Source organism: Pseudomonas fluorescens, assembly GCF_902497895.1.
Lineage (GTDB): Bacteria > Pseudomonadota > Gammaproteobacteria > Pseudomonadales > Pseudomonadaceae > Aquipseudomonas > Aquipseudomonas fluorescens_BP.
Map to the genome: position 1 here is coordinate 14,910 of NZ_CABVHQ010000025.1, position 22,035 is coordinate 36,944.

Consider the following 22,035-nt stretch of genomic DNA (forward strand, 5'->3'; position numbering starts at 1 on the left):
TATAGCGCCATGGATGCACCGATAGAAATCTGCAAGGCAAAACCTGCGGACGCCGGGATTATCAGCCGAATACTCCAATGCTCGATCAAGGTCGGCTGCGCCCTCGATCACCGCAATAACCAACAAATCGTCGCCGCCTGGACGCGCAACAAGACTGTCGATCATGTGCAGCCCTGGCTGGCCGACCGGCGGCGCTACCTGAACATTGCGCTGCTTCACGACAAGCCGGTCGGGGTCGGCATGGCCGCGGACTCTGGCCGGATTACCTTCTGTTATGTCCAGCCCGAATGGTTTCGCCGTGGCGCCGGGTTGGCCCTGGTGGGCGATCTGGAAACCTGGCTGGGCCGGCAGGGTTGGACCCGGGCACTGCTCACCAGTACCCGCACCGGCCTGGATTTTTATACTCGGCTGGGGTATCGGCAATCGGCTGAAAGCTTCACCGTCGCCGGGCTCACGGCAACGCCGATGCACAAGCCATTGGCGCCCCCCTGATAGAAAGCTGTCTGCAGGTGTAAATCCTCACCGCGCTGGTGTGTTTCCAGAACAGGAAAACCTGCAAACGCACCTGTCCGACAGGTGTGCGCTTGGGGTCGCTATCACCAGCGTATTGAGGGTTGGAGAGATGTCAGTCGTTACCAGTCTTGTCGAAGATCAGTCGGTCCGGGTCAGCCCGGTGCCGGCCGAGACGCTCTATCAGTTCAACGAGTCGCCGTTGCTGGCACGCCAACGCCTGCAGGAATCGAACGCGCGCAGCTACCCACGACGCATTCCGCTGGCGCTCAAGCGCGCTCGCGGGATTTATCTCGAAGACGTCGAAGGCCGTAGTTTCATCGATTGTCTGGCCGGTGCCGGGACCCTGGCCCTCGGACACAACCATCCTGTAGTGATTGAGGCTATCCAGCAGGTACTGGCCGATGAACTGCCCCTGCACACCCTCGACCTGACCACGCCGGTAAAGGATCAGTTTGTGCAGGATCTGTTCGGATTGCTGCCCCAGGCGTTGGCCCGCGAGGCGAAAATCCAGTTTTGCGGGCCCACCGGCACCGACGCGGTGGAAGCCGCGTTGAAGCTGGTGCGCACCGCCACCGGACGCAGCACAGTGCTGTCGTTTCAGGGCGGTTATCACGGCATGAGCCAGGGCGCGTTGAGCCTGATGGGCAGCCTGGGGCCGAAAAAGCCCCAGGGCGCGCTGCTGAGCAACGGCGTGCAGTTCCTGCCATTCCCTTACGACTATCGCTGCCCGTTTGGTCTGGGCGGTGAAGAGGGCGTAAAGGTCAATCTGCATTACCTGGAAAACCTGCTGAACGACCCGGAAGCCGGGGTGCTGTTGCCGGCGGCATTCATAGTCGAAGCGGTGCAGGGTGAAGGCGGGGTGATCCCGGCCGATCTGGACTGGCTGCGCGGCTTGCGGCGGATCACCGAGCAGGCCGGTGTGGCGTTGATCGTCGACGAGATCCAGAGCGGGTTTGCGCGCACCGGCAAGATGTTTGCCTTCGAACACGCGGGCATCATTCCAGACGTGGTGGTGCTGTCCAAGGCGATAGGCGGCAGCCTGCCACTGGCGGTGGTGGTCTATCGCGACTGGCTCGACACCTGGTTGCCCGGAGCCCATGCGGGGACCTTCCGCGGCAATCAAATGGCGATGGCCGCAGGTTCGGCGGTGATGCGTTATCTGAAGGAACACAACGTCGCCGAACACGCCACCGCCATGGGGGAGCGTCTGAGCGAGCACCTGCGGATGCTGCAGCGTGACTTCCCGCAACTGGGCGATATCCGCGGCCGTGGCCTGATGCTCGGCGTCGAGCTGGTCGATCCGGCTGGCGCACTGGATGCCCAAGGTCATCCACCGGTCTTTGCCCGGCTGGCGCCATTGCTGCAGCGCGAATGCCTCAAGCGCGGGTTAATCCTCGAACTCGGCGGGCGTCACGCCAGCGTGGTGCGCTTCCTGCCGCCCTTGGTGATCACCCCCGGGGAAATCGACCGGGTCGCGGAGATTTTCGGCCGGGCACTGCCCGCGGCGATCGCCAGGCTCTAATTTTTCTCAACCTCGATACGTTCTTCTACACAACGGCTGCGCGTTAGGCGCCGCCAACCCCTACAGCGATGGAGAAAAGCAATGACTTCAGTATTTGACCGCGAGGACATCCTCTTTCAGGTAGTGGTCAACCACGAGGATCAATACTCGATCTGGCCAGACTACAAAGCCATCCCCCAAGGCTGGCGCACCGTCGGCAAGAGCGGCTTCAAAAAAGAATGCCTGGCCTACATCGAAGAGGTATGGACCGACATGCGTCCCTTGAGCTTGCGCCAGAAGATGGAAGAGCAGGCGGCAGTGGCTCACTGAGGATTGCCCCGCGACAAAAGCCCGCTGGACCGGTAATGGTCAGCGGGTTTTTTTTGCGGTGTTTTGAAGATCAAAAGATCGCAGCCTGCGGCAGCTCCTACACTGACCGTGTTCACCCGCGATATGGCAGGTGTACGCAATCCCCTGTAGGAGCTGCCGCAGGCTGCGATCTTTTGGCGGCAAACCTGATCCAACGGACAAGCCGGGCCCTACAGCTTGACCGAATACTCTCGATCCAGCGCCTTGCCTACCAACATTAACCCCAACTCCATCAACTGCTGAATCGCCAGCGCCAGGTTGCGATGCTTGCCTTCGAGGTCATCGGAAAGGTCGAGAGCCAAAGTGCTTGCCGAAGAGAAGGTTTCATAAGCATTGACCAGCAGTGCCTGGGTATTGATGTTCGGGGTGACGACGAAGATCTGTTGTGGATTGTCGTCGGTGGCTGGCGGTGTCAGATAGTGATCGAGGCCACGCTGCGCGGCGTCGTGAAGCTTGCTGGAATCGAGAGGGTCATAGGGGGAAACGTTGGGTATTTCAGGGGGGTTGGGGGTGACTTTGTGCATAAGTGAAGCTCCGTTTACTGGGGAGGAGCTACCACGTTCGTTTCCAAGCGAATGGGTGGCAGCTGTACGCAGGTTGGAAAACCGGGGTAAACGAGCCCGGCAGACCCGAGGGTCTCCCGCGCACAGCCGCCATTACACAGAAAAGCGGGCACAAAAAAAGCGCCTGCAATTGTGGTCTGGGCGCTGTTGCGCCGTTTACTTTCCGGGTTTCCAAGCCCGGTCGCTGAATTGGCAGCGACCCGCAGAGATTATCCGCGCACCGAGCTCAAAGCAACCCCGAGAACCTGTCAGAAAAGTCCTCACCTGTCACACCGCTATCGCGAGCAAGCTCGCTCCCACATTGGATCTGTGTCGGACCATGATGGTGTGATCGACACAAAACCCCTGTGGGAGCGAGCTTGCTCGCGATGAACGATGACGCGGTGGCACTGCCTCGCCTATGGCCCAGAGGACAACTCCTTGATCACCTGCTCAACATTCCCCTCCAGCTCACCCACCGGATCCGCCCCATCGGTACTCAACACCAGCAGTTGACTACCGGCAGCGCTAATCGCCGCCTTGACCTCATCCGACGGCTGACGATGATGCAACACCACCGCCACCTCATTGTCCTTCAACGTTTCACTCAATTGCTTGAGCGCCTCAGGCGTCCACTCGTTGTCTGCCCGTGCGTCGACCCTGATCAACTCCAGATTCAACCCACTGACCAGATACCCCAAATGATCGCTCAAGCTCACCACACTCAGATTGTCGGCACTGGCCAACCGTGCTTCGCTGTCGGCGCTGAGCTTGAGCAACCGCTGTTTGAGAGCCGCGAGATTGGCATCGATCCGTGGTTTGGCCTCGGGCGCCAGGCGTGCGAGGTCGGCGGCCATGACGTCGGCCATGCGGCCCATGTTGTTGCTGGCCATCCACGGTTGGCTGTTCAGGCCGTCGACCTGGCCCGGTTGCACGGCGATACCCGACAGGCCGCCGTCCACCGGGCGCGCGGCGTCGATTTCGATGATGCGGATGTTGCTGCGGCGGGCGACCGGGTAGAGCGGGTCGTCAGGCCACAGTGAGCGCAGGCCGATCACCGCGCCGGCTTCGACCGCCAGTTTGTGCAGGGCCGGTGCACCGCGACCGGTGAAGTAGGCGGTCTGCCGTGAGCCCGGCAGGTTGGCCGGCGCTGCATGTTCCAGGGTAATGCCCGTGCCTTCCAGCAGGATCTGGCCCAGGCCATAGGTGATCGGCAGCGCGGCCAGTACCCGTAGATGGGGAGTCGAGGTGGCGGCAAACAAGGCGCTATTGCCGACCCCATGATTGGCCATCAGGCGCATCGGCTCGAAGGCATCGGCGGCGGCATAGAGCGAGGTGTTGCCCAGGCCGCAAAGGGCCAGGGCCAGAGTCAGTTGACGCAAGGAACTATGCATTTTTATCCGATATTCCCTTTCAGAGCGGGGACTGTGCCGCGAGCGATGGCCGCCAGGGCGAAGGCGATGCCGGCCACCAGGATGATCGCCGCGCCGGACGGGATCGGCAGGTCGAAGACTATCGGCGCGAGGATCCCGCACAGGGTGCTGACGGTGGCGATGAGCACCGAGCACCAGAAGAAGCCTTTCAACGATTGACTCAACAGCCGAGCCGCTGCCGCTGGAATCACCAACAGCGCACCCACCAGAATCGCGCCGATGACTTTTACCGCCGCCACGGTGATCAGCGTCACCAGAATCACGAACAGATAATCCAGGGTTTTCACCGCCACCCCACGCACGGCCGCCAGTTGCGGGTTGAAGCTGGCGAGCATGATGCGGTTGTACAGCGGCAGGCTCAGGCCCATGACCAGGGTGCCGACGATGGCCAGGACCAGCAGATCGTTGCCGTTGACGGTCAGCACCGAGCCGAACAGCACGTTTTCGAGGATGTGCACGTTGATCTTGCCGGCCAGAATCAACAGCAGGCTGGCGCCCAGGGCCAGCGATACCGAGAGGAACACCCCGATCAAGGTGTCCGGCGCCAAGCCGGTGCGGTTGCGCAGGTAGTTGAGCAGGATGCCGAACAGCAGGCAGTAGCCGAACAGGCTGCCGTACGGGCCGGTGTAGGGTTCGCCGAGCAGGATGCCAATGGCCACGCCAGTGAGGGCCGCGTGACCCACTGCTTCAGAGAAAAACGCGAAGCGCTTGACCACCACCAGGGTCCCCAGACCGCCCAGTACCGGGCCGATCAGCAGGCCGGCGAGCAGCGCGTTGACGACAAAGCCGTAGGCCAGCGCCTCCGGCAGATACCCGGAAGAGGCCCAGCCCTGGACCATCAAACGAAAGGTTTCGTAACTCATCAGGCGGCACTCCCGGTAGTGGTTTGCCCGGCACGGGGATGGGTGGAGAACAGGGTCAGCAGTCGCTCCGGCGTCAGTGCCTGTTTCGGCGCAGCGTCGAATAGCACGCGGCGATTGAGGCCGGTGACGCGATCGGCGAGACGGCCCACCGCTTCCAGGTCGTGTTCGATCCACAGCACGGTGATCCCGGCCTGGCGCCAGTCGCCGAGCAGGCGTTCGAATACTTGAATGCCGGCTTCATCGAGAGCCGACATCGGCTCGTCAAGCACCAGCAATTGCGGCGCGGGGATCAGCCCTTGGGCCAGCAGCACCCGCTGGCGTTCGCCACCAGACAGCGCGCCCATCCGTCGTTTGCGTTTGTCCTGCATGCCGACCCGCTCCAGCGCCTCGCCAATCGCCGCCGAATAATGCCGGCTGATGCCAAGAAAGGCCGGGTGCCGCTGGCACATGGCGGCCATGAAATCGTCGACGGTCATTGGCAGGCCGCGATCGAATTCCAGGGCTTGCGGCACGTAACCAATGGTCCCGGGTTCGCCCGGCCAGTGCAGGCTCAGGCTGCCCTGATGGGGCATCTGCCCGAGCAGGGTCTTGATCAGCGAACTCTTGCCACCGCCATTGGGGCCGACCAGGGCGTGCACGCTGCCGGGTGGGACCTGGAAACTCACCTTGTCGAGAATCGTCGTGCGGCCGAGGGTCAGGTCGACGTCGGCGAACTCGATGGTCGGGCCGACGCTTTGCACGGCCAGGGATTCGACAGCAGTCATGCGCCGGCCTCCTGGATTGCCCGAACCACGGTGTTGAGGTTGCCGGTCATTTCCTTTTCGTACTTCTCGGCGCTGTAGTCGCCATAGGAAATGTGCGACAGCGGGTAGAGCTTGACCCCGGACTCACGCTGGATGGTGTCGACGTAGGTGGAAGGGAAGTCCATCTCGGAGAAGATCACCTTCACATCCAGCTCGCGCAGTTGGTCGATGGTCTTTTTCAACTGGCTCGGGCTCGGTTCGATGCCATGGGCCGGTTCGACCACGGCGGTCACTTCCAGGCCGAACTCGCGCAGCAGGTAGTCATAGGCGGCATGCACCGTGGCCACCCGCAGGTCGGCGTTGGGGGCGCTGGTCAGCTTGGCCAGGGCGTCGGCGCGCATCTGCCGCAGGCGTTTGCCATAGGCGCGAGCGTTTTGCGTGTAGGTCTTGGCATTGGCCGGGTCGAGCTTGCCGAGTTCCCGGGCGATGTTATTGACCTGGGCAATGGACGCGCTGATCGACAGGAAGGTATGCGGGTTGACCACCTTGCCAGCCCCGCGGGCGGCGGTCCCGGTGGCGGCCAGCAGCGGCACATTGGCGTTGGCTTCAATCACCGGGATGTCCGGGCGCTCGCTGGCTTCGATCATGCGGTCGGCGAAGTCGTCATGGCCGACCCCGTTGAGCACAATCACGTCCAGGGTGCAGATGCGCTTGATGTCCTCGGCGCGCGGCTCGTAAGCGTGCGGGTTGAAACCGGCAGGAATCAGCGGCACCACCTCGGCCTTGTCGCCGACGATATTGCTCACGTAGCTGTAATACGGGTGCAGGGTGATCCCGATGCGCAGGCGCTTGGCCTGGTCGGCGCTGGCCAGGCTGGCGAAAAAGCTGGCGAACAGGCCGACCAGCAGCAGACGCAACAGCGGATGGCGTTGAGATGAAATAGACATGGGGGAGCGGTCTTCTCTCGGGTGAATGCTTGGGTTCAGTGCCGATGCTGGCGAGTCACGCCAGCATCGAATTGCGCGACCACTTGCTGCCAGCCGGCACTGATCAGCGCCTGGTCGTCCACCTGGTCAGGGGCGGTGAGCGCCGCGTCGCGGTTGAGCCAGATGTCCGCCGTGGCGCCTTCTGCTGTGCTTATGCGCATCAGGAAAGAGCCGGCCACCGCCTGCGTCTGGCTGAGACCGAGGTAGGCCTGGGACTGCAGCAGGTTCCAGGCATGGCCGCCGCGACTGATTGAACTGGCGTCCTGGGCGAAGGGTGCAAAACCTTTTTCGGCGAGCCGTTCAGGGGAGGGCAGGGCCTGTTGTTCCTGGCGCAGCAATTGAATCTCGTCGAGGGTCACCCGCAGGTCGGCGTAGATGCCTTGCTCGGCGGCGCTCAGGTCGCGCCGCGCATCGAGTTGATGGGTTTCGACGCTCTCGACGGTCTGGCTTTCGCCGCGCCAGGCGACCACCGAACCGGCCACCGTCAGAATAATCAGGCACAACAGCAGCACATAGAGGGTTTCATGACCGGCACCGGCCGGGCGGATCACTTGGGTGGTAGGCGTGCTCATGGGGCCTCGATATCAGCTTGGTCGATCTCGACGACGTGGCCCGGGCCCGCATCGAACAGTACATAGAACTCCGCGCCGGGTTTCTTGAAAGTCAGCGTCGAGTCGGCGCCGAGCTTGCCCGGCAGCAGGATGGTTTCGTCGTAGCCGATCACGTCCAGGGTTACCCCCGGTGCGCCGCTGCCATCGGAAAAACCGCCGGTGCAGCGGATCTGTTCGCCGTCGATTGCCTTGCATTCGCACATCGGGTTGTGGGCCAGCGCAGTGCTGCTGAAGCCGCCACCGAGCATCAGCAACAGGCTGATGCCTGCCAGGCGCAAGCGAGTAGTGCATGCAGCAACGATCATGGTTTGCCTCCTTGTCTATTCAGCCAGGCGAGGGTGGCCGGGGATGCCTTGGCGAGCGGCACTGCGGCTTGATGCATGCTGCCGTCCCAGCCTTCCATGGTGATCCAGATCTCGGCGTCGGCCTTGGTCTTTTCCGGTACCGGCAACAGCGCCCCCATGCGATAGGGCGTTCCGAAGAAAATCACCCCGGCGGCGCGCAGACTGCGGGGTTTGCCGATGCGCAGGTAGGTGGCCTTGACCTGATTGATGCAGCTTTCGCACAGGGCTGCGTTAAAACTTTTCATGTAACCGGCGGGGCCGGACAGTAGCGGTGCCTCGTTGCGTAACTCGGCAAGACGCAGGCTCCAGGGCCCGACCTGGATGTCGCCGACTTCCCGTTCACCCAGGCCGCTGTCGCCGCGAAACAATGCGGCATCGGCGAAGTACTTGGGCATGAAGCCGAGTGGAATCAGCAGCAGCAAAATACTCAGGTGCAAGCGCCATTTGTGCCAAAGCCGGCTCAGGCGCGAAGGTTGTGCTGTAGTGGTTGCCTTGCTCACTGGTTGCCCTCCGGTGTCTGGGTATTCATGGCCGGTTGCGCCTGGGCAACGGTGGCAGGTTGGGTGGTTTTCGTGCTGCGCTTGAGGGCGTTGGCCGTGGCCAGGGCGGTGCGTTTGGTCCAGATCAATAGCCCGCTGAGGACCATCATGCTCAGGACCAGGCCGAAGAAGAACCAGATCAGCTTGATCCACAGCCCGCCGAAATCACCGGTGTGCAGCGGGCGCATGGATTCGGTGACGAATTCCAGGCCGGTGCGGTCCGAGAGCAGCCGCGAGGCGGCGATTTCGCCGTTGTAGGGGTGGATCGAGGCGGTCTGGAACATCAGCGGATACCAGCCGCGCCCGCCAATGACCAAGTGGCTGTAGGCATTGCTCGGCAGGCTGACGAAACTGGCTTCCAGCCCGGGGATTTTCTGGGTGGCGATCTGGATCGCCTGGTCCAGACCAATCATCGGTGCCGGTGCGCCCGTGGCAGAGGTCGGCACGCTTTCCCGTGATATCACCGGGACGATCGGTTCGCTGGAGATGGAAATCTGGTTGTCGGAAAGAATCGCCTCCATCAGGAACCAGAGCCCGGTGATGGAAATCACCGCAATGAACCAGATCGACCAGATACCACTCAGGCGGTGCAAATCGCCCCAGAAGATCCGCGCGCCATGACTGATCCGCAGGGTCGGGCGGAAGAAGCCTTTCCAGAAGCGTTTATAGACCACCAGCCCGGTCACCAGGGACGCCAGCAATGGCAGGCCGAGAAACGACACCAGGTACCAGCCCCAGCTATAGCCATTGGTGAACGGCACCAGCCACCAACCATGCAGCGCGCGGGTGAAGGCCTGGAAATTGAACTGCGGACTGATGCCCTGAATGACCCCGGTGTAAGGGTTGACGTAGACCGTGACCGAACGGCCATCCGGGTAACTGACGTCCACATCCAGGGCGAAATGCGACTCGTCGGGACGGCTGATGGACTCAACCAGGGTTTGCGGCTCGGCGCGCTTGATCGCCGCGACGACCTGGTCATAGCTGAGCAGTTCGGCGTCGTCCGAGGGTTTGCTGGCGCGGATGTCCGGGTTGGCCAGCCAGACAATTTCCTGGCTGACCACCGCCAGGGTGCCGGTGACACACACGATCAGCACGAAGAACCAGATGGGCAACGCCAACCAGCTATGCACAAGGAACCAGAGTTTCGAGCGGGACTTCTTCGACATGAATAAGGGTCTTGATTCGATGAGTGGAGTGACCCGAGCCTGTTGCTTGAGCCGCTTTCCAGAAAAAACCGACCGTGGCTGTTGCCTACGCGGTCTGCTGCATCTTATTAAGACGAATGAGAATCATAAAACCGCAAGGCGATATGAAAGAAAATGTTTCAGAGGGCCGGGGGGCGGCTTTTCAGGAGGTGGGGAAGCATCCAGCCGAAGATCAAAAGATCGCAAGCTGCGCCAGCTACCCGCATTGTCGGGGGTGTACGCAATCCCCCCGTAGGAGCTGCCGCAGGCTGCGATCTTTTGATCTTATTTGCCCTTTTACAACTCCAGCTGATCCGCCTTGATCCCGAATGCCAAGGCAATTTTCTCCCGCGTAGCCCGGCGGGGTTTGTTCACCGCTTCCTGTTGGGCAAAAGCCGGTTGTGAAATTCCCAGGCGTTTTGCCACTTCCTCTTGAGTGAGGTTCAAGTATTCGCGCCAGGCGCGGATCGGGGTGGCGCCATCGACGATGCGGCTGACCACTTCATGGGGGATCAGCTCGTCTTGACCCTGAGCCTTGTATTGCGCATAGGGAATGACGACGAAGGCCGGTTTGCCATCCGGGCCATTGATGATTTGTACGTCAGTAGGTGCGTTCGTCACGTTTTTTAACCTCTTGGATGCTGACGACCTGGATTGCGCCGTCCCAGTCGAAAAGCACTCTGTAATTGCCGACACGCAGTCGGTAGCCGTGAGCGTGATGCAACAGTGCTTTGACATTAGTCACGTCGGGCATGTACTCAAGCCCCGTCACTGCATCGCGAATGTGAACCTGCTGTTGGGTATGGAGCTTGAGCAGCTGCTTCACGGCTTTTCTGGTCCAGTAGATTTGATTCATGGAATATTAATAAGTCTTTTATAAGGTTAGCAAGGGGTTTTTATAAGTCAACGTAACGAAAGCCCTTGGCTTTCGTTTTGCTCATGACTAACCCTAGGTCTCCTGCCGAGACTCGGCCGGCCCAAACTGTTGCCTCATGTGGACGCTGCTGGTTATCCTGCTGAATCCTTTAATCGATTCACACACTGGCCGTACCTGAGCCGCTCCCGGGATGTATTTTGTTAACGGATCAGATGCGATGAATGCACAGTTGAATGAGTTCGGTCCGATCAAGGCCGTGATTTTCGATATGGACGGGTTGTTGCTGGACACCGAGGGGATTTACACCGAGGTCACCCAGATCATTGCCGAGCGTTATGGCCGGACCTTCGACTGGAGTGTCAAGCAGAACATCATCGGCCTGGGGGCGGGGGATCTGGCGCGGTATATCGTCCAGGCACTGGATTTGCCGATCACCGCCGAGGAGTTTCTTCGGGTACGCGAGCCATTGATGCGCGAGCGTTTTCCGAGTGCGTTGGCGATGCCGGGGGCACAGCAGCTGGTGCGGCATTTGAAGGCCAATAACATCCCGATTGCGGTGGGCACCAGCTCCTCGAGCCAGTCGTTCGGGCAGAAAACCACGCTGCATGGCGACTGGTTCGCGCTGTTCGACACCATAGTCACGGCGGACGATCCCGAGGTGGGCGCGGCCAAGCCGGCGCCGGATATCTTCCTGACAGCGGCACGCCGGTTGGGTGTGGCGCCGCAGGATTGCCTGGTATTCGAAGATTCGCCCTTTGGGGTCACGGCCGCCAAAGCGGCGGGAATGACGGCGATTGCCGTGCCTGATGCGGCGATGGCGGACGCCAGATACGCCCATGCAGACCGGATTATCCGTTCGCTGAAGGCTTTCCAGCCAGGTGCCTGCGGATTGCCAATGCTCGAATGGGCCTGATGGGCCAAGCGCTGATACAGCAAAACACCGGGCAACCTGATCGAGGTTGCCCGGCGTTTTTTTATGGCTCGACAATCAGGCGGCAAAACCACCGTCGATGGTCAGGCTGGCACCGGTGATGTAGCCGGTTTCCGGGCCGGCCAGGTAAGCGACGAAGCTGGCGATTTCTTCGACCTTGCCGTAACGACCGACCGCCATCAACGGGATCAGGCTGTCGGCGAAGTCACCTTCGGCCGGGTTCATGTCGGTGTCGACCGGGCCGGGCTGCACGTTATTGATGGTGATGCCCCGTGGACCGAGGTCGCGGGACAGGCCTTTGGTCAGGCCGACCAGCGCGGCTTTGCTCATGGCGTACGGGCCGCCACCGGCGAAGGGCATGCGCTCGGCGTTGGTGCTGCCGATGTTGATAATGCGGCCACCTTCAGTCATGTGCCGGGCGGCTTCCTGGGTCGCAATGAACACGCTGCGCACGTTGATGGCCAGGGTCTGGTCGAAGTCTTCCAGCTTGAAGTCTTCCAGTGGCGCGACGGCCAGCACGCCGGCATTGTTGACCAGAATGTCCAGTCGGCCAAAGGTTTCCACGGTGCGGTTGACGGCGTTGCGGATGGCCGCGGCATCAGCGCTGTCAGCCTTGATCGCCAGGGCCTTGCCGCCGTTGGCAGTGATGCTGTTCTGCAGTTCTTCAGCCTTGGCCGTAGAGCTGACGTAGGTGAAGGCCACCGCGGCGCCTTGCTCGGCCAGACGCTTGACGATGGCGGCGCCGATGCCGCGGGAACCGCCCTGAATCAGAGCTACTTTGCCGCTGAGGTTTTGCGTGGTCATGTCGTTCTCCAAAAAATTCAAGGCGGGCTGCCTTGTTGTTGGAGTCGAGTATCGACCTCGGATTACCGGCTGAGTAGAGGGTAATTGCTATAGTCTGTGTAAACCAAAAGTTTACAGTGACGGCCATGGAAACCTTCAGCAGTATCGAATGCTTCGTCCGTAGCGCCGAAGTTGGCAGCTTTGCCGAAGCCGCGCGACGCTTGAGTCTGACCCCGGCGGCGGTGGGCAAGAGTGTCGCCAAACTGGAAGCGCGTCTGGGCGTTCGGCTGTTCCAGCGCAGTACCCGCAGCCTGACCCTGACCGAAGCCGGCCAGCTGTTTCTCGGTGAAGTCAGTGCCAGCCTGCATACCATTCAAAATGCCGTGGCCAACCTGGCCAGCGCCGAAGGGCGCCCGGCGGGAACCCTGAAAGTCAGCATGGGCACGGTGTTTGGGCGTTTGTATATCGTGCCGTTGCTGGGGGAGTTCCTGCGGCGCTTTCCGGCGATCAACCCGGACTGGCATTTCGATAACCGCCAGGTCGATCTGATCGGGCAGGGTTTCGATGCGGCGATTGGCGGCGGTTTTGAATTGCCGCAAGGGGTGGTGGCGCGCAAGCTGACGCCGGCCCACCGGGTGTTGGTGGCTTCGGCCGACTATCTGGCGCAGCGCGAGGCCATTGTCGAGCCGGATGATTTGCGCCATTGCGACGGGATTCTGATTCGCTCACCACAAACCGGGCGGGTGCGCTCCTGGCAGCTGACCAGCCGCAGTCAGCAACACAGCCCATTGACCCTCCAGGCACGGATGACCATGAGCGATTCGGAGGCCGCCTGCGCCAGTGCCGCCCAGGGTTTGGGCATCGCCCTGGTGAGCATGCCGTTCGCCGTGAATTACCTGGACGCCGGCACCTTGCAACGGGTGTTGCCGGACTGGTATGTCGACGACGGCACTATCTCGATCTACTACGCCGAGCATAAATTACTGCCGGGCAAGACTCGGGCATTTGTCGACTTCATCATCGAGCAGTTTGCCGAGCAGGGGTTGGGGCAGAGGTTCAGTGCCCTGTAGGAGCGAGCTTGCTCGCGATGGACGTTAACGATAACGCGTGTTTTCTGAGTAAGCGCGCCGCCCTTGAGTCCATCGCGAGCAAGCCCGCTCCCACATTGGATTTGCTGTGTGCACACAATTTGTGCCCGACGCAGATCTAATGTGGGAGCGAGCTTGCTCGCGATGGCGGTATAACAGCCGACCAGGATATTTATGGCCTCTTCGCGAACAAGCCCGCTCCCACAGGAGGTCAGGATTTGCTGATGATGTTCCCGGCATGCAGCCCGCATTCTTTCTGCGTGGCTTCTTCCCACCACCAGCGGCCTTCGCGCTCGTGCTGGTTGGGCAGGACAGGGCGGGTGCAGGGTTCGCAACCGATGCTGATGAAGCCGCGTTCATGCAGGCTGTTGTATGGCAACTCGAGCATGCGGATGTAACCCCAGATCTCTTCGCTGGTCATTTGGGCCAGCGGGTTGAATTTGTAGAGAGTGCGTTCCGGGGTGGAAAAGCCGCTGTCGATTTCCACCGCGGCGACCTGGCTGCGGGTGCCAGGGCTCTGGTCGCGGCGCTGGCCGGTGGCCCAGGCGCTGACGGTGGAGAGTTTGCGCCGCAGCGGTTCGATCTTGCGGATGCCGCAGCATTCGCCATGGCCGTCCTTGTAGAAACTGAACAGGCCCTTTTCCTTGACGAAAGGTTCAAGTTTGCTTTGATCCGGCGAGACCAGCTCGATCTGGATCTGATAGTGCTCGCGGACTTGCTCGATGAAACGGTAGGTTTCCGGGTGCAGGCGGCCGGTGTCGAGGCTGAAGACCTTGACGTTTTTATTCAGTTTCCAGGCCATGTCCACCAGCACCACGTCTTCGGCGCCGCTGAAGGAGATCCACAGGTCATCACCGAACTGGGCGAAGGCCAGTTTGAGAATGTCCTGGGCGGATTTGTTGGCATAGGTCGCGGCGAGTTCAGCGACGTCGAACGATTGACTCATCAGGGCGGTTTCCTACAGGTCGGTGGCGCTAAGCGCTCTAGATAAGCTCGATAGTAACAAAAACTGCCTGAAAACTGCTGCGCTCGACAATACTGCGTTGAAAACAGACTCGTAATGCTCATTGACTGAAGTCAACTCTGCTTACTCGCCTGTTTTCGCCTTGTCTTGCCTTCGCTCGCTACGTTTTCAGCAGGTTTTAACGCGTTGCGCCGGCCAGAGCTTATCGCTAGAGTTCGGCTGTCTTTTACCCGCTCAACTCAATAAACATTACAAATGGGAGTGTCCTGTGGAAATTGCCTGTCTCGACCTGGAAGGTGTGCTGGTCCCGGAAATCTGGATCGCCTTTGCCGAAAAAACCGGGATTGAATCCCTCAAGGCAACCACTCGGGATATTCCCGACTACGACGTGCTGATGAAGCAGCGCCTGCGGATTCTCGATGAGCATGGCTTGAAACTGGCGGACATCCAGGAGGTGATCGCCACCCTCAAACCGCTGGACGGCGCTGTGGAGTTCGTCAACTGGCTCCGTGAGCGCTTTCAGGTGGTGATCCTTTCCGACACCTTCTACGAGTTCTCCCAGCCGTTGATGCGCCAGCTGGGCTTCCCGACTCTGCTGTGCCATCGCTTGATCACCGATGAAAGCGGTCGGGTGAGCGGTTATCAACTGCGCCAGAAAGACCCCAAGCGTCAGTCGGTGCTGGCGTTCAAGAGCCTGTACTACCGGGTGATCGCCGCCGGTGATTCCTACAACGACACCACCATGCTGGGCGAGGCCGATGCGGGGATTCTGTTCCATGCGCCGGAGAACGTGATCCGCGAATTCCCGCAATTCCCGGCAGTGCATAGCTTTGTCGAGCTCAAGCAGGAGTTTCTGAAAGCGTCGAACCGCGAACTCAACCTGTAAATACCCCGTAGGAGCTGCCGCAGGCTGCGATCTTTTTCCATCAGGCGACGCGATTCCAGTGGGAAATCTGAAAAAGCAAGATCAAAAGATCGCAGCCTGCGGCAGCTCCTACAGGATCGCGTGTTCCTGCAATTTCACAGGTGTACCCGGTCGGCGTAGGAGCTGCCGCAGGCTGCGATCTTTTCCATCAGACGACCCGATTGCAGGAGCGTCCGCGAAGAGTGCGAAGTACCCATCAGAGGCTTTGCAAGGTCTCCAGCAACACCTTCACCTTGGTGATGGACTCCTGATACTCGGCCTGCCAGTCCGAGTCGGCGACTATCCCGCCACCGCCCCAGCAGCAGACCTGCCGATCCTTGACCAGCAAGCTGCGGATGGCGATGGAGCTGTCCATTTCCCCGCGGACATCCAGGTACAGCAATGAACCGCAATACAGTCCGCGGCGGGTTGGCTCCAGCTCGTCGATGATCTGCATCGCACGGATTTTCGGCGCGCCGGTGATCGAGCCGCCGGGGAAGCTGCCGGCGATCAGGTCCAGCGCATCTTTGCCTTCGGCCAGTTCGCCAGTCACGCTGCTGACCAGGTGATGCACGTTCGGGTAGCTTTCCAGGCTGAACAACTCCGGCACTCGCACCGAGCCAATACGGCAGGTGCGGCCCAGATCGTTGCGCAGCAAGTCGACGATCATCAGGTTTTCCGCGCGGTCCTTGGCGCTGGCCAGCAATTCGGCGGCGTTGGCCGCGTCCTCGACAGGGTCCTGGCCCCGTGGCCGGGTGCCTTTGATTGGCCGGGTTTCGACCTGGCCTTCACTGACCTTGACGAAGCGCTCCGGGGACAGGCTCAGCACTGCGCCGCCGTCGGGCAGGCTCTGGAAACCGGAGAAGGGCGTCGGGCAAGCCGCCCGCAGCGCGCAATAGGCCGTCCACGGGTCGCCTTCGCAGGGGGCGCGAAAGCGTTGGGCAAAGTTGACCTGGTAGCAGTCACCCGCCTGAATGTACTGCTGGATGCGCACAAAGGCTTGTTCATAGTCGCCGGTACTGAGATCGGCGCGCATCGCTGCGGTCAATTTGAAGGCTTGCGTCGGCGTGGCCACGGGCTGGTTGAACAGATCGATCAGACGCAGGCGTTCACTGTCGGCCAGGCTGGGGTGAAATACCAGTTGGCTGGAGGCGAGTTGGTGGTCGCTGATCAGCGCCCAGTTGTACAGGCCCAGGTGCGCATCGGGTAATTGCAGATCATCGCCAGCCTGGTGGGGCAGGGTTTCCAGGCGGCGGCCGAAGTCGTAGCTGAGGTAGCCGATCAAACCGCCGGCGAACGGCAGTTGATAAGGTTGCGGCAGCACTGCATTGCCGAGTCGGCGCAGGTTGTCTCGCAACCGCTGCAGGAACGCGGTCCCGGATTCGTCCGGCAATACCGTCAGTTGCTCCAGCGGCCAGGCGCTGAGCAGGTCATAGCGTCCGCGTTCGGCACTCGGCCGGCCACTGTCGAGCAGCACGGCACCGGGGGCATGACGAATCGCCGCGAAATACTCGGCAGGGTTGGCGCGATAGGGAAGCGGGTGTACGGAGCAGGTCAACATGCGGGGCAGGTCAGTCATCGGTGCGCGGCTGGCGATTGTAGTCTCCTGGGGGAATTGCTCCTAGAGGGGATGTCGGGAAGAGATACATGCAAGAGGGGCTGGCTCGAACTTTGTGGCGAGGGGGCTTGCCCCCGCTGGGCTGCGAAGCGGCCCCAAAACCAGCCACCCCATTGTGTCAGGTAAAACCCGCTTGCCCAGGATTTACGACGGCTTCGCCGCCGAACGGGGCGATGCGGCATTCCGACAAGCCCCCTCGCCACAGATCAGCCCTCGACCCCCGGAATATGCCCAAACAACTCTTGTGCGAACTTCACCCGATCCTCGGCAGTTTCCTTGATACCTTTGGCCTTCAGCTCTTCCAGGCGGGCTTCCACCGCATGGGTGCGCAAGGTCAGGCCGCAATCGTTGGCGATCTGGATGTTCAGGCCGGGGCGGGCGTTGAGTTCGAGAATCAACGGGCCCTTTTCCTGGTCCAGCACCATGTCGACCCCAATGTAGCCGAGTCCGCAGAGCTCATGACAACCGGCCGCCAGCTTCATGAAGCCGTCCCAGTAGGGCAGTTGCACGCCATCCACCGCGTTGGTGGTGTCCGGGTGTTTGGTGATGATGTTGTTCAGCCAGGTACCGCGCAGGGTGAGACCGGTGGCCAGGTCGACGCCGACACCGATGGCGCCCTGGTGCAGGTTGGCCTTGCCGCCCGATTGCCGGGTCGGCAGGCGCAACATGGCCATCACCGGGTAGCCCATCAGCACGATGATGCGGATATCCGGCACGCCTTCGTAGCTGATGCTCTTGAAGATCTGATCCGGGGTCACGCGGTACTCGATCAGCGCCCGGTCCCGATGACCGCCCAGGGAGTACAGGCCGGTGAGGATGCTGGAAATCTGGTGTTCGATTTCCTCATGGCTGATGATCTTCCCGGAAACCGTGCGATAGCGACCCTCGAAGCGGTCGGCGATCACCAGGATGCCGTCACCACCGGCGCCCTGGGCCGGCTTGATGACAAAATCGTTGCGCCCGCCGATGATCTCGTCGAGCTTGTCGATTTCCTTCTCGGTGGAGATCACCCCGTACAACTCCGGCACGTGAATGCCGGCCTTGATCGCATGTTCCTTGGTGATGATCTTGTCATCGACAATCGGGTACAGGCTGCGCTTGTTGTACTTGAGCACGTAGTCCGCGTTGCGCCGATTGATGCCCATGATGCCCCGGGCTTCCAGGGCCTTCCAGGTCTTCCAGAAACCGAACATTACGAATCGGCCTTGAGGAAGGCTTTGAAGCGCACCAGCTCGGTCAGGCGGTAGCCGCGATAGCGACCCATGGCCAGCATGAAGCCGACCATGATCAACAGGATCGCCGGGAAGGTGAACACGAAGTAGATCAGCTCCGGCACGCTCATGATCAAGTGCGCCAGGGTGGCGGCGAACAGCGTGCCGATCGCGACTTTCATCGCATGGCCGCCACCGCGTTCTTCCCAGGTGATCGACAGGCGTTCGATGGTCATGGTCAGAATCACCATCGGGAACAGCGCGACCGACAGCCCGCGTTCCAGGCCGAGCTTGTGGCTGAACAGACTGATGGCGGCGATCAGCACCACGACAAAGGTCAGTACCACCGACAACCTCGGCAGCATTTGCAGCTTCAGGTGTTCAAGGTAGGAACGCAGCGACAGGCCGAGCGCGGTAATGATGGTGAACAGCACGATGCCGAAGCCCAGTTGGGTCTCGCGAAAGGCCAGGGCGATCAGCACCGGGGTGAACGTGCCAAGAGTCTGCAGGCCGATCAGGTTGCGCAGGATCAGGATCACCAGTACGCCGATCGGGATCATCACCATGATCATGAAGGTCTGCTGGGTTTGCAGCGGCAGCCCGTAGAGCGAGTATTCGAGGAAGTTGGCGTCGGAGTTCTCGTCGGTCAGCTTGGCCAGGCGAATGGCGTTCATTTCGCTGTTGTTCATGCTGAAGGTGACGGTGGCTTTCTTGCCGCCATCGACGGTAATCAGGTTGTCATCACCGGTCCACCACAGCAGACGGTCGGTAGGCAGACCCTGTTCACCGGTTTCCGGGTTGAAGTACAACCAGTCGGTGCCGTTGAAACTACGCAGCCACAGCTCCGGGGTTTGTGGCTGGTCGGCCACCAGACGAATGGTATGCACCTTCTCCACCGGGACATGGCCGATGGACAGCAGCAGTTCGACGATTTTCGCCTTGTGTGCGGTCGACGGGTCGCCGCCCAGCAGCAGTTTGACGTTGTCATCGTTGAGGTTGTTGACCCGTTTGATGGCTTCGCCGATGAAGGTTTCGACGTCTGCCGAGTGCTGGCGAATCGGCGCGAGCAAGGCCTCGATGGCAATTTTTTCCGGGCCTTCGACGGCGATGCTGTCACGGAAGGTCGGGCCTTTGACCTTGAGTTTTTCGCCGGTGTAACGCTTGGTCAGCACCAGGCGGTAGTAGAGGGTCTGGTTGCCCTTGGCACGGCGCGCGGACCAGGTGACCTTGCGGTTACCGTCGGCGCGGTTGACGGCCACCCCGTAGTTATTGGAGATGAAACTCTCGTTCAGGCTGACGTAGTCGCGGCTCAGCGGCGGCACGAACATCTGGATCTTGATCGGGTCCTTTCCGGCGGCGACGAACTCGACCTTGGCGTCGATGTTCCACAAGTCGTCAGTGGCGTCTTCGGTCACCGGAATGCCGAGCACGAAGATTTGATAGGCCGTGACCGAAATACCCAGCGCCACCAGGAGAGCGATCAGGAGTTTCAGATGGAGGGTAATAGAGCGCATTGGAATTACTCTGCGGTAAGAGCGTCGGTGGCGCAGGCGGGTTTGCCAGCAGCGTATTTAAGACTGGGGTCGACCAGCGCATCAAAGCGTTTCAGCGCTTCGGAGCCGATCAGCAGCGGGTATTGGAATGCACTTCGGTCGGTCAAGTTCACTTCAATACTGCGTAAAGCGCTGCCCATGCAGATATCCAGGGCAATCACCGGGCGGGCGGTGTAGTTCTTGCCTTCATCGGGGTCGTAGTCGCCAGCGCGGCGCTTGATCTTGCTGACCCGGGCCAGCGGACGTTCGATCGGGTGCGAATGGGCGGCGTCGATCGCCAGGTAGAAGCGCACCCAGGACTCGCCGTTGCGTTTGAAACGCTTGATGTCGCGAGCGCTGAGGGAGGCGGTCTTGGCGCCGGTGTCGAGTTTGGCCGCGACTTCCAGGTTGATCCCGGACAGCTGCGCGTATTCATTCAAGCCGTAAACGGTCTTCTCGGCGGCGGCACTCGGCCCTGACAGGCAGAGCAGGTAAAGCAATATAAGGAAGGGCTTGAGTCTCATAAATCCTGGCGCGTTGCAGTGCGATCTTCAGTTCAAGGCGACTGGCATTGCTGCGCAAGCTCCCTCGTGTGCCTGCCTTATTAAGGCGACAGGCAAATGCGGGCGGCATTCTAGCATGCTGGTTTTATGACGCCACCGCCTGCGGGCGGCTATAAACAGAGCTATTGCGTCGTTATGGTGCAGTTGGTTATTAGACGATTGTCGACAATACCTATTTTTCCTTTGACTGAACCGGCTTAATTCGCTAGTTTTTGTCGCATTGGCTTACAAGGTGTCGACAATATGCTGGATCAACTTGATCCCCCGCTGGTAATGCAGGACGATTCGGAGACGCTCTCCGAGAACGTCTTCCGCCGTATCCAGGCGGCCATCGTCAAGGGCGAGATCGCCCCGGGCAGCAAGATCTCCGAGCCGGAACTGGCGCGCACCTATGGCATCAGCCGCGGGCCGCTGCGCGAGGCGATCCACCGCCTGGAAGGGCAGCGGCTGCTGGTGCGCATCCCGCACGTCGGAGCGCGGGTGGTTTCCCTGAGCCAGGCCGAGCTGATCGAGCTCTATGAAATTCGCGAATCCCTGGAAGGCATGGCCTGTCGTCTGGCCGCCGAGCGCATGACCCTCGAAGAAATCGACGAGCTGCGTCGGGTGCTCGAGACCCATGAGCGCGACGCGGCATTTCAGGCGGGTGTCGGTTACTACCAGCAGGAAGGCGATTTCGACTTTCACTACCGCATCATTCAGGGCGCCGGCAACCGCACCCTGACCCAGATGCTCTGCGGTGAGCTGTACCAGTTAGTGCGCATGTACCGCATCCAGTTTTCCGCCACGCCTAACCGCCCGCGTCAGGCGTTCGCCGAACATCACCGGATTCTCGACGCGATTGCTGATCGCGACGGGGAACTGGCCGAGTTGTTGATGCGCCGTCACATCGGCGCTTCCAAACGCAATATCGCCCGTCACTATCAGGACGGCGCCAATCAGACAGCCACTCCACGAGGTGAGTCATGAGTTCCAACAAGAGCACTCCAGGCCAGCGTTTCCGCGATGCGGTCGCCAGTGAACAACCGTTGCAAGTGGTCGGTGCGATCAATGCCAACCACGCCCTGCTGGCCAAGCGCGCCGGGTTCAAGGCGATCTACCTGTCGGGTGGCGGGGTGGCTGCCGGCTCCCTCGGCGTACCGGACCTGGGGATTACCGGTCTGGATGACGTGCTGACCGACGTACGGCGGATCACCGACGTCTGCGACCTGCCATTGTTGGTGGACGTGGACACCGGTTTCGGTTCCTCGGCGTTCAACGTGGCGCGCACCGTCAAATCGATGATCAAGTTCGGCGCGGCGGCGATTCACATCGAAGACCAGGTCGGCGCCAAGCGTTGCGGTCACCGTCCGAACAAGGAAATCGTGTCCCTGCAGGAAATGGTCGACCGCATCAAGGCCGCCGTCGATGCCCGCACCGATGACAGCTTCGTGATCATGGCGCGTACCGATGCGCTGGCGGTGGAAGGTCTGGAGTCGGCGCTCGAGCGCGCTGCTGCCTGCGTCGAAGCCGGCGCCGACATGGTGTTCCCGGAAGCCATCACTGAACTTGAGATGTACAAGCTGTTCGCCAGCCGTGTGAAAGCGCCAATCCTGGCCAACATCACTGAGTTCGGCGCGACGCCGCTGTACACCACCGAACAGCTTGGGTCTGTTGGTGTGTCGCTGGTGCTGTACCCGCTGTCGGCGTTCCGCGCCATGAACAAGGCGGCGCAAAACGTCTACACGGCGATTCGCCGCGACGGCACGCAGCAGAACGTCGTCGACACCATGCAAACCCGCATGGAGCTGTACGACGCCATCGACTACCACGTGTTCGAGCAGAAGCTTGATGCGTTGTTTGCTGCGAAGAAATAAGCAATAGATCGCGTTGTTTGACGGGTATCGCTGAAAGATCGCAGCCTCGCGTTGCTCGTCAGCTCCTACGCCAATTTCCC

General features: G+C 60.9%; 25 protein-coding genes. 8 read left to right on the forward strand and 17 right to left on the reverse strand.

The window, feature by feature from the left end; genetic code table 11:
• Positions 1–9 precede the first annotated feature (9 nt).
• The 3 genes from F8N21_RS14415 (at position 10) to F8N21_RS14425 (ending at position 2,344) form a co-directional block, all read left to right on the forward strand.
• Positions 10–492, forward strand: coding sequence for a GNAT family N-acetyltransferase (locus F8N21_RS14415; RefSeq protein WP_150642774.1), 483 nt, complete (start codon positions 10–12; stop codon positions 490–492).
• A 130-nt stretch (positions 493–622) separates the two neighbouring features.
• Positions 623–2,035, forward strand: coding sequence for an aspartate aminotransferase family protein (locus F8N21_RS14420; protein WP_191624327.1), 1,413 nt, complete (start codon positions 623–625; stop codon positions 2,033–2,035).
• 81 nt (positions 2,036–2,116) lie between these two features.
• Positions 2,117–2,344, forward strand: a complete 228-nt coding sequence (locus tag F8N21_RS14425) for an MbtH family protein (RefSeq protein WP_150642775.1) — start codon at positions 2,117–2,119, stop codon at positions 2,342–2,344.
• A 209-nt stretch (positions 2,345–2,553) separates the two neighbouring features.
• Here F8N21_RS14425 and F8N21_RS14430 read toward each other — a convergent pair whose 3' ends face one another.
• The 11 genes from F8N21_RS14430 to F8N21_RS14485 all read right to left on the reverse strand — a co-directional run bounded on the left by F8N21_RS14430 (position 2,554) and on the right by F8N21_RS14485 (position 10,487).
• On the reverse strand, positions 2,554–2,907 hold the full coding sequence (locus F8N21_RS14430) for a DUF6124 family protein (protein ID WP_150642776.1): 354 nt from the start codon (positions 2,905–2,907) through the stop codon (positions 2,554–2,556).
• 437 nt (positions 2,908–3,344) lie between these two features.
• Positions 3,345–4,319, reverse strand: coding sequence for a metal ABC transporter solute-binding protein, Zn/Mn family (locus F8N21_RS14440; RefSeq protein ID WP_150642777.1), 975 nt, complete (start codon positions 4,317–4,319; stop codon positions 3,345–3,347).
• A 2-nt stretch (positions 4,320–4,321) separates the two neighbouring features.
• Complete coding sequence (locus tag F8N21_RS14445) at positions 4,322–5,221, reverse strand: metal ABC transporter permease (protein WP_150642778.1); 900 nt, start codon at positions 5,219–5,221, stop codon at positions 4,322–4,324.
• A complete protein-coding gene (locus F8N21_RS14450) occupies positions 5,221–5,985 on the reverse strand; it encodes a metal ABC transporter ATP-binding protein (protein ID WP_150642779.1) in 765 nt (254 codons plus the stop codon). Before F8N21_RS14450 ends, F8N21_RS14445 begins: the two co-directional genes overlap by 1 nt.
• Entirely contained in the window at positions 5,982–6,911 is a 930-nt protein-coding gene (locus tag F8N21_RS14455) for a metal ABC transporter substrate-binding protein (protein WP_150642780.1), read from the reverse strand. Before F8N21_RS14455 ends, F8N21_RS14450 begins: the two co-directional genes overlap by 4 nt.
• A gap of 35 nt (positions 6,912–6,946) precedes the next feature.
• Positions 6,947–7,522, reverse strand: a complete 576-nt coding sequence (locus tag F8N21_RS14460) for a DUF6162 family protein (protein WP_150642781.1) — start codon at positions 7,520–7,522, stop codon at positions 6,947–6,949.
• Complete coding sequence (locus F8N21_RS14465) at positions 7,519–7,866, reverse strand: hypothetical protein (protein ID WP_150642782.1); 348 nt, start codon at positions 7,864–7,866, stop codon at positions 7,519–7,521. The genes F8N21_RS14460 and F8N21_RS14465 overlap by 4 nt, the downstream gene beginning before the upstream one ends.
• Positions 7,863–8,405: a thiamine pyrophosphate-binding protein gene (locus F8N21_RS14470; RefSeq protein ID WP_150642783.1), complete on the reverse strand. Its 543-nt coding sequence runs from the start codon at positions 8,403–8,405 to the stop codon at positions 7,863–7,865. The genes F8N21_RS14465 and F8N21_RS14470 overlap by 4 nt, the downstream gene beginning before the upstream one ends.
• Complete coding sequence (locus F8N21_RS14475) at positions 8,402–9,613, reverse strand: PepSY-associated TM helix domain-containing protein (RefSeq protein ID WP_150642784.1); 1,212 nt, start codon at positions 9,611–9,613, stop codon at positions 8,402–8,404. Before F8N21_RS14475 ends, F8N21_RS14470 begins: the two co-directional genes overlap by 4 nt.
• 315 nt (positions 9,614–9,928) lie before the next feature.
• The gene (locus tag F8N21_RS14480; protein WP_150642785.1) at positions 9,929–10,252 is read right to left on the reverse strand and encodes a helix-turn-helix domain-containing protein; all 324 of its coding nucleotides are present in this window, start codon (positions 10,250–10,252) and stop codon (positions 9,929–9,931) included.
• The gene (locus F8N21_RS14485) at positions 10,233–10,487 is read right to left on the reverse strand and encodes a type II toxin-antitoxin system RelE family toxin (RefSeq protein ID WP_150642786.1); all 255 of its coding nucleotides are present in this window, start codon (positions 10,485–10,487) and stop codon (positions 10,233–10,235) included. Before F8N21_RS14485 ends, F8N21_RS14480 begins: the two co-directional genes overlap by 20 nt.
• 238 nt (positions 10,488–10,725) lie before the next feature.
• On the opposite strand from F8N21_RS14485, the gene F8N21_RS14490 reads away from it, so the two are divergent.
• Complete coding sequence (locus F8N21_RS14490) at positions 10,726–11,421, forward strand: HAD-IA family hydrolase (protein WP_150642787.1); 696 nt, start codon at positions 10,726–10,728, stop codon at positions 11,419–11,421.
• A gap of 75 nt (positions 11,422–11,496) precedes the next feature.
• On the opposite strand, the gene F8N21_RS14495 is transcribed toward F8N21_RS14490, so the two are convergent.
• Positions 11,497–12,243 carry a 3-oxoacyl-ACP reductase family protein gene (locus tag F8N21_RS14495; protein WP_150642788.1) on the reverse strand — a complete coding sequence of 249 codons (747 nt, stop codon included), beginning with the start codon at positions 12,241–12,243 and terminating at the stop codon, positions 11,497–11,499.
• A 125-nt stretch (positions 12,244–12,368) separates the two neighbouring features.
• Between F8N21_RS14495 and F8N21_RS14500 the strand changes: the two genes are divergently transcribed.
• On the forward strand, positions 12,369–13,292 hold the full coding sequence (locus F8N21_RS14500; protein ID WP_150642789.1) for a LysR family transcriptional regulator: 924 nt from the start codon (positions 12,369–12,371) through the stop codon (positions 13,290–13,292).
• A 229-nt stretch (positions 13,293–13,521) separates the two neighbouring features.
• On the opposite strand, the gene F8N21_RS14510 is transcribed toward F8N21_RS14500, so the two are convergent.
• A complete protein-coding gene (locus F8N21_RS14510; protein WP_150642791.1) occupies positions 13,522–14,256 on the reverse strand; it encodes a phosphoadenylyl-sulfate reductase in 735 nt (244 codons plus the stop codon).
• Between the two features lie 286 nt (positions 14,257–14,542).
• Between F8N21_RS14510 and thrH the strand changes: the two genes are divergently transcribed.
• The gene (gene thrH / locus F8N21_RS14515) at positions 14,543–15,160 is read left to right on the forward strand and encodes a bifunctional phosphoserine phosphatase/homoserine phosphotransferase ThrH (RefSeq protein ID WP_150642792.1); all 618 of its coding nucleotides are present in this window, start codon (positions 14,543–14,545) and stop codon (positions 15,158–15,160) included.
• A gap of 235 nt (positions 15,161–15,395) precedes the next feature.
• On the opposite strand, the gene pabB is transcribed toward thrH, so the two are convergent.
• From pabB to F8N21_RS14535, 4 genes are all read right to left on the reverse strand, one after another.
• Positions 15,396–16,739, reverse strand: a complete 1,344-nt coding sequence (gene pabB, locus F8N21_RS14520; RefSeq protein ID WP_150642830.1) for an aminodeoxychorismate synthase component I — start codon at positions 16,737–16,739, stop codon at positions 15,396–15,398.
• 263 nt (positions 16,740–17,002) lie between these two features.
• On the reverse strand, positions 17,003–17,989 hold the full coding sequence (locus F8N21_RS14525; RefSeq protein ID WP_150642793.1) for an alpha-L-glutamate ligase-like protein: 987 nt from the start codon (positions 17,987–17,989) through the stop codon (positions 17,003–17,005).
• Positions 17,989–19,521 (reverse strand): inactive transglutaminase family protein, encoded by a 1,533-nt coding sequence (locus tag F8N21_RS14530; RefSeq protein WP_150642794.1) that lies wholly within the window; start codon positions 19,519–19,521, stop codon positions 17,989–17,991. The genes F8N21_RS14525 and F8N21_RS14530 overlap by 1 nt, the downstream gene beginning before the upstream one ends.
• A gap of 5 nt (positions 19,522–19,526) precedes the next feature.
• Complete coding sequence (locus tag F8N21_RS14535; protein WP_150642795.1) at positions 19,527–20,063, reverse strand: ATP-dependent zinc protease; 537 nt, start codon at positions 20,061–20,063, stop codon at positions 19,527–19,529.
• Positions 20,064–20,348: 285 nt separating this feature from the next.
• On the opposite strand from F8N21_RS14535, the gene F8N21_RS14540 reads away from it, so the two are divergent.
• Positions 20,349–21,068: a GntR family transcriptional regulator gene (locus tag F8N21_RS14540; RefSeq protein WP_191624328.1), complete on the forward strand. Its 720-nt coding sequence runs from the start codon at positions 20,349–20,351 to the stop codon at positions 21,066–21,068.
• On the forward strand, positions 21,065–21,955 hold the full coding sequence (gene prpB / locus F8N21_RS14545) for a methylisocitrate lyase (protein WP_150642797.1): 891 nt from the start codon (positions 21,065–21,067) through the stop codon (positions 21,953–21,955). Before F8N21_RS14540 ends, prpB begins: the two co-directional genes overlap by 4 nt.
• Positions 21,956–22,035: the final 80 nt, after the last annotated feature.